The organism is Desulfovibrio sp. SGI.169 (assembly GCF_050313595.1).
Lineage (GTDB): Bacteria > Desulfobacterota > Desulfovibrionia > Desulfovibrionales > Desulfovibrionaceae > Desulfovibrio.
Genome location: NZ_JBNPLS010000021.1, coordinates 12,159 through 26,174, shown reverse-complemented (window position 1 = coordinate 26,174; position 14,016 = coordinate 12,159). Strand labels below are relative to the sequence as shown.

At 52.2% G+C, this 14,016-nt stretch carries 8 protein-coding genes; all 8 read left to right on the top strand.

What is annotated here, in order from left to right; all coding sequences use genetic code 11:
• The 8 genes from ACQRA4_RS10455 to ACQRA4_RS10420 all read left to right on the top strand — a co-directional run bounded on the left by ACQRA4_RS10455 (position 1) and on the right by ACQRA4_RS10420 (position 13,964).
• A complete protein-coding gene (locus ACQRA4_RS10455) occupies positions 1-1,602 on the top strand; it encodes a methyltransferase domain-containing protein (protein WP_427823018.1) in 1,602 nt (533 codons plus the stop codon).
• On the top strand, positions 1,590-4,985 hold the full coding sequence (locus ACQRA4_RS10450; RefSeq protein WP_427823017.1) for a methyltransferase domain-containing protein: 3,396 nt from the start codon (positions 1,590-1,592) through the stop codon (positions 4,983-4,985). The genes ACQRA4_RS10455 and ACQRA4_RS10450 overlap by 13 nt, the downstream gene beginning before the upstream one ends.
• 97 nt (positions 4,986-5,082) lie before the next feature.
• Positions 5,083-6,912: a B12-binding domain-containing radical SAM protein gene (locus ACQRA4_RS10445; protein ID WP_427823016.1), complete on the top strand. Its 1,830-nt coding sequence runs from the start codon at positions 5,083-5,085 to the stop codon at positions 6,910-6,912.
• A gap of 133 nt (positions 6,913-7,045) precedes the next feature.
• Positions 7,046-8,788: a hypothetical protein gene (locus ACQRA4_RS10440; RefSeq protein ID WP_427823015.1), complete on the top strand. Its 1,743-nt coding sequence runs from the start codon at positions 7,046-7,048 to the stop codon at positions 8,786-8,788.
• A gap of 82 nt (positions 8,789-8,870) precedes the next feature.
• Complete coding sequence (wecB, locus tag ACQRA4_RS10435) at positions 8,871-10,001, top strand: non-hydrolyzing UDP-N-acetylglucosamine 2-epimerase (RefSeq protein ID WP_427823014.1); 1,131 nt, start codon at positions 8,871-8,873, stop codon at positions 9,999-10,001.
• Positions 10,002-11,603: a class I SAM-dependent methyltransferase gene (locus tag ACQRA4_RS10430; RefSeq protein WP_427823013.1), complete on the top strand. Its 1,602-nt coding sequence runs from the start codon at positions 10,002-10,004 to the stop codon at positions 11,601-11,603. It begins immediately after the preceding gene.
• Between the two features lie 76 nt (positions 11,604-11,679).
• Positions 11,680-12,819 carry an FkbM family methyltransferase gene (locus ACQRA4_RS10425; RefSeq protein ID WP_427823012.1) on the top strand — a complete coding sequence of 380 codons (1,140 nt, stop codon included), beginning with the start codon at positions 11,680-11,682 and terminating at the stop codon, positions 12,817-12,819.
• 191 nt (positions 12,820-13,010) lie between these two features.
• Positions 13,011-13,964, top strand: a complete 954-nt coding sequence (locus tag ACQRA4_RS10420) for a radical SAM protein (protein ID WP_427823011.1) — start codon at positions 13,011-13,013, stop codon at positions 13,962-13,964.
• Positions 13,965-14,016 lie beyond the last annotated feature (52 nt).

Genomic DNA, 14,016 nt, shown 5'->3' with positions numbered 1-14,016 from the left:
ATGCGTGAAGTCCATCGAGAACGCCGCGTGGCTCTTACCGTTGATGTGGAGGCCCATCCCATCCGTGCGGCCGAAGACCATGTCAATCGTCTCATATGGGGACGACAGAACGGCCGCGAGGCTGGCATTCAGACCATGATGGATATTGCCGACCGCCACGGCGTACCCATGACCTTTTTTCTGGATTACCCCGAAGCCGAACTGTACGGCGAGGACTTGCTGGACGTGGGCAGGGAGATTCACCGCAGAGGGCATGATCTGGAACCGCACTGCCATGCGGAATATCTCATGAAACCGCTTTTTGGGCTGGATGATCAGTGGGCCATACGCCTGCCAACAGCCACGCGGGCTGAATCGCAAAAAATTGTGGACTGGCTGATCAGTCGGCATGGAAATATATGCGGACGCCCGCCTCTGGCCTACCGCAGTGGGGCATATCTCATCGGCCCCCATTATCTGGATGCGCTGAAAGAAGCTGGCGTCAGTCTGGATGCCAGCTATAATCTGCTCTGCCCGGAAAATCCGTTTAATATAGGCCTGCGCGGCCCTTTTGCCTGGCAAAACGGTCTCAGGGAAATTCCTGTTCCGCTTATTCCTTATTTTGAAAAAGCCAGTCATCTGGTTGGCTGGAATTTTAACTTCAAAGGCTTTTTGCGCTCTTCAGTAGTCGAGAATGTGGCCTCGCATAAAAGATTTCTGGATACCTGGTTCAAGCGGCATGGCGACGCCGCTGTCGCCACTCTGGTCATGCACTCCTGGTCATTCTGGCAGATGGATGCAAAAGGCCATATGAATATACCCCTTGAGGGCAGTGAGGAGCTTTTTGATGCTTTGCTGCGCATGCTCAAAGACAATTTTACAATTGTGAATCTTGGAGAAGTGGCAAAAAACGAAGCGCCGGACGTGCGCCTTGAAAAAGTCAGCCCCCTGGAGGCAACCGGTCATTGCCCAGTCTGCTACGAGCCTGTCAGCCATTTTCAGGATTACAACGCGCCCAAACGGCAATGCCCGTTCTGCAAATCCGTGGAACGTCAGCGTACCCTGGTGGATCTTGTCTATGCCGGGGCCTTGGGGCCGCAAGTTTTTACGGGCAAAGACATTCTGCACATCGCTCCGGGCTGGGCCGAGCAACTGTTGTTGCGGCGTATGCACGAATGCCGCATAACCACATTGAACATTCAGCCCGGTTGCGACATGCAGGCCGATATTCAGGCCATGCCCGAACTGGCGGACAATTCCTTTGATATTGTGCTGGCCAGTGAAGTGTTCCGTCATGTCAAAAATCTGGATAAGGCGCTTGCGGAAATTGCCCGCGTGCTGCGCCCCGGCGGCCTGTTACTTTGTTCCGATTGTCTGGAAAACGCTGATTATGGCCGCGAAATAACAGATGAGGCGGAGCAGATTTTCTGGTACGGCAAGGAAAAGCTGGATGCCTACGGCATTGGCGATTTTCGCCGTTTTGGCCGTAAAGACTGGGAAACGGCGTTTACCCCCTATTTTTACACACGGCTCTTCAAAGCTGACGACAAAGCCACAAGTTCCCCCGCCTGGTGGCTGGCCTGCACGCCCAAGAAAAAGAGGTATACCCCATGCGTCGCATAGCCATTACCGTGGATGTGGAGGCTCATGCTTTTCGCGCCGAAAACGACCACATCAATCGCTTGATTTGGGGGCGTCAACATGGCCGTGAACAGGGCATAGGCTGTATGATGGACATGGCCGATAAATACGGCGTGCCCATAACATTTTTTGTGGATTACCCCGAATACGAAATTTATGGTGAAAAAATTCTGGATGTGGCGCGTGAAGTTATGCAACGCGGGCATGATGCACAGCCACACTGCCATGCCGAATACCTGGCAAAAAAATTTTTTGATACGGAAAACCCCGGTGCGGCGCGTCTTGGCATTGCCACACAAACACAAACCGACAATATCGCGGAATATCTTGTAGAACTTCATACGCGGGCCACAAGTTTCGCCCCTGTAGCGCACCGCAGCCGGGGCTACGAATTAAGCGCGCCGTATCTGGACTCGCTTAAAAATGCCGGCTTTACCCTTGATGCCAGCTATTCCCTTTCCTGCAAACGTGATCCCCTGCGCCTGGGGCTCCGTGGCCCCTTCCGTTTTTCCAACGGCCTGTTGGAAATTCCCGTGCCGTTTGTTCCCTATTTTCAAAACGCGGGGCCGCTGATTCCCTGGAACTTCAATCACCGCTGCTTTCTTACGCCCGATATGGAGGAGAATCTACAGCGACATGAAGCCTTTCTGGATGCCTGGTTTAAGCGGCATGGCGACGGCGCTGTCGCCACCTTGGTCATGCATTCCTGGTCTTTCTGGAAAATGGATTCACGAGGTCTTTTCACCATTCCCGATGACGCCGGCGTTGAGCTTTTTGAACGCCTTCTCGACATCCTCAAAACGAAATATGAAATTGTCGCGCTTGGCAGACCGACTGAAAACGAAGAAGCGTGTTGCGACCAGGAACGCGTTGACGCCCGCCTTGCTGTGGATCATTGCCCCGTCTGCTACGAACCAGTCAGCCATTTTCAGGACGATAGCGCCCCTAAACGTCGTTGTCCGTTCTGCCAGTCCCTGGAGCGGCACCGCACCCTTGTGGATCTTGTTTACAGCGGGGCCTTTGGCCCGCAGGTCTTTCATGAAAAAAATATCTTGCATATAGCGCCGATATGGCCCGAGAGCCTCTTGTTGCGGCGTATGCGCAAATGCCGCGTGACCACCCTGAATATTCAGCCAGGCTGTGACATGCAGGCCGATATTCAAAACATGCCAGAAGTGGCGGACGGCTCTTTTGACATTGTGCTTGCAAGCGGAGTGTTCCGGCATGTCAAAGATTTGGATAAGGCGCTTGCGGAAATTGCCCGGGTGCTGCGCCCCGGCGGCCTTTTGCTTTGTTCAGATTCTCTTGAAAATGCCGACTATGGCCGGGAAATAACAGATGAGGCGGAGCAGATTTCCTGGTACGGCAAGGAAAAACTGGATGCCTACGGCATTGGCGATTTTCGCCGTTTTGGCTGCAAGGATTGGGAAGAGGCGTTTAAACCGTATTTTTATACACGGGTATTCAAGGCTGAGGACAAGGCCACGGGCGTTCCTGCCTGGTGGATGGTTTGCGTCCCCAGAAACGCTGGTGCAGATTCTGCCCTGATGTTGAGTGCGCCGCTACTGGCAGGCAATGCTGCGAGAATTCTTCTGGATGCCAGTGCCGCCCCCATACGGTATTTTCTGCCTGATTTTCAAGACTGGCCAAGTTATCGCAGCAATTTTGATGCACAAAACTTGGACTGGCTTAAAGAAACCATTTTTGTATTACAGTTTACACCTATTTCACAAGTATGTTCACTGAAAGCCAGCCTGGATTTTCCGCTCCGTTATCCTTCGCATATTCACCCCTATCCTTTCCAGTCCTTTACTTATCTGCTGCACGAACTCCAAACAGATACAAACTGTGGCGACAGTGCCGCTTTACAGCGATTAAGCCGTGAAATTGAGCGTTGGATTGACGCCTATGGATTTTCCTCATGCTCGTATGCCTGGGACAGACATACACGATGGATGGTCTGGCATGATACAGCTACGGGATTAAGACTTGATTTTATGGCCTATCTCTTGTTGCGCATTTTGCCATTACCAGAGTATTCAGACGAATTTATTGAAAAAGTTTTTCGTTCAGCAATAGATCATTTTCTCATTCTCTGCGCTGAAAATTTTTTACAAAAACAGTCCAATCATGGTGTCATCCAAATGATTAGTCTGCTTGCTTTCTGCCGTGGGATGCAATTTCTTGGTTGCATACAGGAGGCCACACATCTTGCTTCTTTGCGTCTGCACAGTATGTTCACAACTCTTGCCACGGGCGATGGCATGTGGAAGGAGCACTCCTCTAGTTACCAAGCCTACATGGTTCGTATACTGGATATGGCACAGACTTTCCTGGCTGGAACTCCATGGGTATTAAACTGTGGAGACAAGATGCGCAATTGTCTGGCCTGTCTTATTAAACCGGATGGCAACCTTGCGGAATTTGGTGATACTGAACCCGAACCTTACTCCCTCATAAAACCTGTTGTTGCTCAAGCTATATCTTTCTGCGAGCCTCTACAGAATATTACTCTTCTTTCAGAGTCCGGATATGTCTTTTTACATACTCAATCAGCCACCAATTCGGGGAAAAACTCATTTTTAGCTATGAGCGGCGCATTTCATTCTATAGTCCACAAACATTGTGATGACTTGAGCTTTATCTGGAGTGAAGGAAAACAAAATTTGCTTGTGGATTCCGGTATGCAGTCCAGCTATGAGGGGATCCTTTATTCCGGGCCTCTTTGGGAAAAAGGATTTGATTATTCTGTTCCCAACAGAGTGTACAGTGAATCTATTCATGCGCATAACTGTGTGGAGATCAATGGCGAATCTTACTCCAGAAGGCTCAAGCCCTATGGGGCATTGCCACTTTCCGGCAGACAGCTCTCTGAAACCTGCTGGCTTCTGAAAGGCGAATGGCAAAGGCCGGAAGGCTTCAGGCAGGTGCGACGGCTTGTTTTTTCACCCACCCGCTGGCTGCTCATTCTGGATGAACTGGAGCCGCTTCCAGCCTATACACCGGGAGAGACAAAATTTTCCCAATGGTTTCACCTTGATGCAAGTCTGGACGTGATCTCCCGGGAGCAAAATTCCTCCTGCGCCATACTGCACGAAAAGCGCAGACTGCATTGCCAGAGCTTGGGTTCTGGTGAGTTGAGTTGGCATAAAGGCGAATTTGCGCCGCGCCTGCAGGGCTGGCAGGCAACCGAAAGTACGCGATGGCTTGAATCCTCATGGGCGATAGGCGTGCATCAGCAGGGCAAAACAGCCCGGTTTGCAACATTGTTTTCACTTTGTGGTCCATGCATTGCCTTTGGAAAAAATCACTATATGTTCCATCTACAGTTTGCAGATGAAATATATGACAGTTTTACTCTTTAATCCCAAAAAACAGCCCCCAAAGAAAAAATATGGGAAGGCAGCCATGCAAATTGTGCATTTGCTTAAAAACTGTTTTGGCAAGTGAGAGATACCTGACATGAGTCAGATCGTTTTTGTCAATGCCTACGAATTTGACTATCTGGGCACTCGCGCTTTGGCGGCGTATTTGTTAAAAAACAAGTTTACTGTTCATTGTATTTTACTGGATGACAATAAGGTAGAATATGTCGATTCTCCACAGGAAAATTTTATTGGCTATCAAGTCCATAATCCTCTTATTTCTGAACACCGAGCCATGCATCACCCTTTAACTGAAGCGGACTGGGAAGCTCTGTGCAAGGCTATTCAGTTGGAAAATCCGCAAATCATCGGCTTTAGCGCGCGTTCAACCAATAATTTTCTCGCTAAACCAATAGTAGAGGTGTTCAAAAAGGCGGCTCCCACAGCCTTGCTTGTTGCCGGCGGCTATGGTCCGACACTAAATCCTGAGCTCTATCTTCAGGAAGGCTTTGATGTTGTCGTTCGTGGAGATGGCGAAGAAGCAATTTTTGAAATTGCAAAATGTATTGAAGAAAACAGAACTAAGTCTATATATTATATACAAAATACAATATGGAATAAAAAGTATGGTAAAAGTATAAATAAGCTTCGCGATCAGGAAAAAGATTTGTCAATCTATCCTGCGCCTTTATATGGAGATCAATATTTTTCGTGGATTCAGAACGGAGTTTTGCACAGATATAATGACCCTATGCTTTCTTCTGCTCTATATCGAACATTCTTGGGAAGAGGTTGCCCCGGAAAATGCACCTACTGTTCTGGTGGACATTGGCGTACACTGTATCGCAAAGAGGGCAAGAAAGCCTATGCCAGACGGAACAGAAATTTTGGGGATGTGATTAAAGAGTGTTCTCATCTCCCACCCAATATAAAAACAATTTCATTTTGCGATGAATATTGGAGTCTTACAAGGCAAAAAACGGAATACTTTTTTACTTTGTATAAAAAATATGTGAACAAACCATTTTGGGCATATCTTAACTATGAACAAATGGTAAATAACCCAGAGCTGTTAAATCTGATTATTGACGCGGGATTGGATTGGACAGGAATTGGGTTTCAAACCGGAGCAGCGGATTTTCTGCAAAAATACTATGGCAGGATCGCTCAGTATCCGCTACTCATTGCGTATGCCAATTTGCTTTTCAAAAATTTTGTCACTTTTTCCGCTCAGTTTATTGGCGGAAACTGCTATGAAACCTATGCCGATCTGGAGCAGACTTTGAACCTTATTCGAGAGCTCCCCTGTTCCTTAGAAAATTTAACTTCTGTTGTCATTAGCAATATACGGCTAAGACCACATCCCAAAAGTCCGATTACGTATTCCTGGCCGGATGTCGTAAATTCTCCAATGCCTGTTGAGGAATGGCATTTTCGGGCCATCCTTATGGAGTATTGCCGATTTTTTACACCTGAAGAATTTTCTTCCCTCCTTGCGCAGTTTGAAGAGAAAGAAAGAAGGAAAGAAAGAAAGCAAAAAAATATGGATATGGAACACTTTTTCCAAAACAAGCTGAAAGAAAAACAGCTTTTACACTACCAAGCCCTTATTAAAGATACCGCCGGTCAACCTTGGATATATTACGGCGCAGGCGATTGTTTTATTAAAAACCAAAAATTTTTTTCCAATCTCAAACCAGAGGCTGTACTTGTGGACAAGGAGTATATGCCGGCAGGAAGGTATATTGCCGGCATCCCCGTTTTTGCCGCGGAAGATTTTTTCAATAAAAAACATGATGAGATAAATTTTATGGTATTTCTCAAACATCCACTAAGGGTGCAAAGAAAGCTTCTTCGACATTATGGAATACCTTTCCATAAAATTCATTCGTGCAGTACAATCCTGCGCCAAGATGTCAACCTGTAATTTTTAAATTATATAAACTGCATATTATATAAAAACGGAACAACCACAAACGATAAACATAACAAACGCATAATGAGCGCATACATGCCTCACAACATGATGCTTTTTTTCATACGCTTCGCAGGAGAATGTCATGAGCATTGAAACTATGACCTGGAATGAGCTGGCTGAATTTGAGGGCAAGCGAATCATCATATTTGGCACGGATAAAGACGGCACAGCCCTGATGGAATTTATCAAGAGCCACCATTCTTCCATCACCGTGGATTTCTTTCTCAAGATGCCTTCCGCCACACACATGACACATTTTGGACTGCCGGTACTGACAGTGGAACAAGCCCGAAAAAACGAACGACTGGCAGGCGCAAACATCCTTATCGCGCATGAAAACCCCGCGTCCGCGTGCAACCAGCTTCTGGACGACAACCCGGCGGAAATTCGCCTGGTTTCCCGTCAAATGCACGCCCTTTTCCATTCGGACAACGTGTTATCCCCTCTGCACGCCGAAAAAAAAGTAACGCCATTTTATCTTGAGCGCGGCACTCCCTCCATTCCCGCCCTTGTCGCCAACGCCTACCGAAGCGGCGCCCCCGGTGGCGAATGCGTTTTTGAAATGGCCGACTTTCAGAACCAGGAATATGTAACGTGGCATATGCCTTCCCCCGCGTGCCCACTGTCGCTTGGGGAGTTCAGCATGACAGTTCCGCAGAATGCGCTGCCCATGCGCATGTCCCATTTGAGCTATCTGCTCTGGAAACGCGATGTTCATGTAACCCAACTTTCTCCCTCGCGCCGCTATCTTGTGGGCGTGCGCTATAACTGGTTCTGGTTGGAAATATTGAATACCGAAACCGGTGAACTTACCCGCTGGCACGACCTGCCCCTGGAGGGTGGCCTGTGGGACTATGTGGCCACAGGCGATTTTGACGGCGACAAGGATGAATTTCTTTTTGTCCGTTGGCCTCTTGCGGATTCCATTGCGGGGATGCGGGACGGCAGCAATCGGGTGCGCTGCCAGGTGGGACGGTTGAATCTGGAGACCATGCGGGCAGAAATACTGCACGAATTTGACTTTCAGGATCGCATTCACCAATGCACCATATCGGGTGACGGACGCTACATGGTGTTTGCTCCCATGCGCGTGCTGCGGCCCGGCGGCGACCCCGGGCAATTGCGGCAGGAAGACATTATGCGCAATTTGCAGCAGACAGTGGTGCTCGACAGCATGGCGACGCTGGACTTGCGCACGGGCAAAGTATGGTTTACGGAAATACCGTATCCCATTCCAGCCCATTTTGAGCTTGACCCCTTTGATCCGCATGTTTTCTATGTGTCCACGCACAGTCTTATGCCCCACGCCGATGGCGTGCTGTGCTTCCAGCCCGGAACCCTGCACAAAATGCGCATTCTCGACGGACAAACCATCATGGAGGGCGCCTACACCCACCCCGGTTTTATCCGTACTACACAACACTGCGTTTTCGCCTGGAACGGCGTCCCCTATATCGCGGCCACCAATCAGAACAAGCTGGAAATCATTGACGCCAGGAATATGCGCCTCTGGCACTGCCATAAAATCGCTGATGACCCGTTCTACGACAATGCGGACTTCAATGACCCGGAATTTCTGAAAAAGCCCTTCAACCTGCCGCCCCAGCCGGCGTGGTGCGACTCCGTTTCCGCTTCCGGCGACGGGCGCTACCTTATTCTGTATCTGCATGACCATTTTTCCATTTTTGATATGAAAAGCAAGCAAGTCACGGGGAATGTCATGTATCGTAGCCGTTCAGGCCGCACAACGCATGGACGATACTGGATGCAAAATGCGCCGATGAAATGTATTGAAAATCAATACCGATCCTTTATGGTCAGCTAGGTAGGCATTTTTATATTCAAAGCATTATGATGTATAATATCTGATATTTTATTGTCCGCATCACAGGCGTCAGAGTTCAAGTATGCATATTGGAGGCTCCTTTTTGCCACAACAATTTGCCGTCATAACTGGCACACGCCCAGAGGCCGTCAAACTGGCCCCAGTCATTCAGGCGCTTGCCAACCAGCCTGACATGCGCTCGCTTGTCTGCAATACCGGACAGCATGAGCAGCTCTGCGGGGAGACCCTGGCCTATTTCGGCATCACGGCGGCTGCAAAGCTGGATGTCATGCGCCCGGCTCAGGGGCTTGCCCGGCTCCAGGCGCGACTGCTGGACGCGCTGGACGGTTTTTTGGCTGCCGCGCGGCCGGATGGCGTCATTGTGCAGGGCGATACCATGAGCGCCTTTTGTGGCGCTCTGGCCGCCTTTTACCGCCATATTCCCGTTTTTCATGTGGAGGCCGGCCTTCGTTCTTATGATTTGAATGAACCTTTCCCGGAAGAAGCGTTGCGTCAGATGCTGGCGCGGCTGGCACGCCTTCATTTCGCCCCCACACAGGCCGCAAGGGCGGCCCTCAGCGCCGAAGGGGTAGCGGAAGAAGTCATCCACATTACCGGCAATACGGTTATCGACGCCCTCCAATGCCTGACGCCGGAAGCCCTTGACAGGGCAAGGGAACAGCTTGGGGCGGCGCTCGCCAGCCCCCTGGTGCTGGTCACGGTACACCGGCGGGAAAATCATGGTTCGCGCCTGAAACAAATTCTGCGGGCGGTGCATATCCTCAGCGAGCAATACCCCGCCTGCCGCTTCATCCTGCCGGTACACCCCAACCCCAATGTGGGAACGGTCGTGCGGCGGGCCCTTGCAGGGCTGTCAAACCTCATCCTTACAGAACCCCTGAGCTATCCGGCAATGGTTCTGGCAATGCAAAACGCAATTCTGGCCCTCAGCGACAGCGGCGGCATTCAGGAAGAAGCGCCCAGCTTCGGTCTGCCGGTTCTGGTGCTGCGCTATGAAACAGAGCGCAAGGAAGGGGTGGAACTGGGCCTGGCCAAACTGGTGGGCGCGGATACGGAAACCATAGTGGCCGAGGCGCGGGCTGTGCTGGACACGCCCCAAAACCGTCAGCCCCCCTTTATTAATCCTTATGGAGACGGACAGGCCAGCGGGCGCATTGTGAACATTCTTCGGCGTTATTTTCAGGAGCAATAGATGGATCGCGGTTTTGAGCTTCATATGGGGCATACCGGCAATGCGTGGAGCCAGAACGCCGCGCGCCGCCGCGCGGATTGGCTTTGCGAACAGGCTCGCGGCCGTGTGCTGGATGTGGGCTGCTCCCAGGGGCTTCTGCCCTGGCTTCTGGGGCATCGGGGCCTGAATGTCACCGGCGTGGACATGGACGGGGAGGCCCTGGCCTGGGCAGCGAAAAAGCTGGTCACAGCCGCGCCCGATGCGCGGGCCAATATCAGGCTTGTCCGCGAAGATTTTCTGAATTTTGCTCCGGGGGAGCTGTTCGATACCATTGTAGCCGGCGAATATCTGGAGCATCTGCCGGATGACATGCTGGACAGGCATCTTGCGCATATGGCCGAACTGCTTGCGCCGGGCGGGCGTCTGGTGGTGACGGTTCCCCTTGGCCTGCACCCGCATCCTGACCACGAACAGGTTTTTTTGCCGCGCAATTTATCCGAAAAGCTGGGCGCGCATTTCTCCCTCATGAAAATGGAAGTGGAAGACGCCTACCTGCGCTGCGTCTGCGACGCTTCCACCCCTCGCCGCGTTCCCGATGCCAGTCTGCTGGCGGAACTTGCCGAAAAGGGCATTATTCAGATTCAGCAAAAAGCCGGCGCGGGCAAACGGGCCACAAAAATTACGGAACTGAAACAGGCTGGCAAGTCCATTGGCGACGAGATAGCCCTGTATCTGCGCGAACGCCCGGCCGAAACGCCACGCAATGCCCTGGCGCGAAAACTGGCCGCCAGGGGGCTTGCCGCGCCCTTTGTGTACGACCGCTATCTTTTCCAGACATTGAACGAACTGTACGCGGACACGCCGCTTGTTCCCCAGCCGCGCGAAATTTCCCCCAAGAGTCTGTTTGCCCAGGCCGATAGCCGCGTGGACTATCTGCAAAAACACTTTGGCGACATGACAGGCGCAAACTGCCTTGAAGTCGGCTGCGGGCGCGGCGAAACGTCCGTACGTCTGGCCGAGCGCGGCAACTGCCGGGTAACGGGGGTGGATGTCAATATGTACCCTGAGTGGCCTGAACGCCAGAGCAACAGAGTGAGTCTTGTGGAAGTGGATTTGACGGAACGTGCTCCGTTCGCGCCGGGCAGTTTTGACTTTATCATGTCCTTTGCCGTGCTGGAACATGTGCGGAAGCCGTTTGCCATGCTGGATGCCATGTTTGCGCTGCTCAAACCCGGCGGGCAGGCGTATCTGACAGCAAATCTCTACCGCGGCCCCATGGCCTCGCACCGCTACAGGGAAGTCTTTTTCCCCTGGCCGCATCTGCTGTTTGATGATGACGTTTTCATGCGCTTTTACAAGGACAGAGACGGACGGCGCGGCGTCACGCCCGCCTGGGTCAACAAGCTCACCTATCTGCACTATCTGAACAAGGCGCGGGAGCTGGGTTTTGAGGTTCTCAAATGCACCTATTCCACACGCCCTTTTGACGAGGCCTTTTACGAGTGCTTCGCGGAAAAACTGGGGCGCTACCCCAGGGAAGACCTGGAAAAGGATTTCATCAATCTCAGACTGCGCAAGCCGGGAGACATCAGTTCATCAACAAAACCGCCCAATGATTTTTGATGCCTTCAGTCAAAATAAAATATTCTCTGCTGTTATGCCTGTTGCTGTAGACCATAGCATAGCATATACGAATATTATGAATCTAGAAACAAGCATCAACTCCGCGCCTCTGCTGCGCTCGTGGGATCTGCCGGATTCCGCGCGCCATGTTTGCTGCATCGCCATGCGGGAAGACCTTGTTCTTTTGCCGTCCTTTCTGGAGCGGCGCCCCAAGAGCAAGATTCGCCTGCTGCTCATTCCTGATCTTCCCGCCAATAACCCGGAATACATGCGTTTCTCCGCCAGTGACGGCATGGTTGTCATTCCGGTCTGCGGCTTGCGGGGCGTGGAGCGGGCCGCCAATCTGGAAAAGGTGATTCTTTGCCGGCCGGGGCCGTCGGGGGCCGTGGTGGCGGCGATGCTCTGCCGCTCTCTGACGGCCTGCGGCGTGCGCGACGTGTATCTCTACGCCGGGCGGGAGCGTGGTTTTGGCGCGCGGAAGGCCCTGCCCGATTTCTATCGCCAGCACGAGGCCAGACTGCAAAAGGTCTATGGGCTTTTGGCGGATGAAACCAGCCGTGAGGTGTACGCGGCGCGCATCAAGGCGTTGATGACGGGCGAGGCCGGCTATCTGCCGCTCTCCGCGCATCAGGAATATTATCACCCTCTGGTGCGGCCCGAATACGGGGACATCATGCTGGATGGCGGCGTGTCGGACATGGTGGGCGCCCAGATGCAGTTTGCGCAAAGCGTGGGAGAGACCGGGCGCATATTCGGCTTTGAACCTATTCCGGCCATGGCCGCCATTGCCCGGAAGAAACTGGCGGGCTTTCCCCGGTATCATCTGCAAACCGCCGGACTGGGCGAGAGTACAGGACAAGTCTGTTTCAAAAATCTGCGGGATTCCTCCCATATGGTTCTCAGGCCCGACGACGGCGATTCCATTCTGTGCCAGATGACAAGCGTTGACGATTTTGTGGGCAGGCATCGGCTTGGCCGGATAAGTTGCATCAAGCTTGATGTGGAAGGGGCGGAAATGCTCGCCCTGGCGGGAAGCAGGCAAACCATTCTGAAACATCGGCCAAAACTTATTGTATGCCTGTATCACAAGCCGTCAGACATGATTGACATCCCTCTTTTTATTCATGAACTTGTCAAGGAATACGCCCTGTATATTGCGCACTCGTCATGCGTATTTACAGATACCATTTTGTACGCTTGTCCAATACGGAGTTGAACGCTTTTGAACATTTCGCGGATGCGATGCGCCGCGAAGCCGGGCGGGGCGAAACTGCGCCGCCACACCGGGCAGCCGCGATTCACTTGCGGCGTCAAGCTTCGCCGGAGGCGTGAAACCTGCGGGTCGGAACATGGCATTCCGGCTGGCGGGCATTTTCAGATGCAATATGCTCTAACGGGTGGACGCGCATGATGAACTTCTGCTCCAGTCTTGTCCATGAGATCAATTTTGAACCCACGGCCGCGCAACCCTGTTGTGACGTGCATGGTGTGGAAGTGCCGCGTTTTCCGTTTACCGGCGGCAGGCTGGATATGGCGGCCTATGCGGCGCATATTGAAAAAACTTTTCAGCGCCTGCACGCCGAAGGGGACAGGCTCTGCCGCAACTGCCCGGAACTCAGGGAGATTCAGGACAATCGCATCGAGAATGTACGGATTCTTTTTCAGGCTGTCAGCATCAATATGCACCGGCATCAGTGCAACTGCAAATGCGTGTATTGCGACCTGTGGCGCGGCAAGGGCGGGGGGTACCCCATTTTGCCGGTTCTGCAAAGCCTGCATGAGCAGCATGTTCTGCACCCCCGGTGTCTTTTCAGTTGGGGCGGGGGCGAACCGAGCATTCTGCGCGATTTTGAAGACGCCAGTCTGTGGATCAAGGAGCACGGCTGGTGGCAGTATGTGCATACCAGTTGCCTGCGCTTTTCCCCCGCCATTGCCGCATTGCTGCGGGATGGATGCGGCGGCGTCAATGTCAGCCTGGACAGCGGAAGCCCGGCAGGCTATGAACGGGTAAAGGGGCTCAACGGCTTTGCCAGGGTTTGCGAAAATCTTGAACGGTACATGGCCAGCGCGCTCATGACCGATAATGTGCATCTCAAATACATCGTCTTTGAACTGAACAACAGCCCCGCGGAAATCAGAGCCTTTCTCGCGCTCTGTTCACAGCTTGGCGTCAGCAATGTGCAATATTCCCTGAATTTTCAGGAGCTGAATGGCGCTGGCCCCTCACAGAAAACACTGCTTGGAGCGGCCTTTTTTCAAATCCTGGCCACAGAGATGAACATGAAATGCTCCCCTTCCTTCATCCCCCCCAAATGGCAGCGGGCCATTGACGAATTGCGGGCGGAATACTTTCCCGCATAACAGTGACGCCTGGTCGGGAAAAGCCCTCTTATGAGGGAAGCCGTTGCGCTGA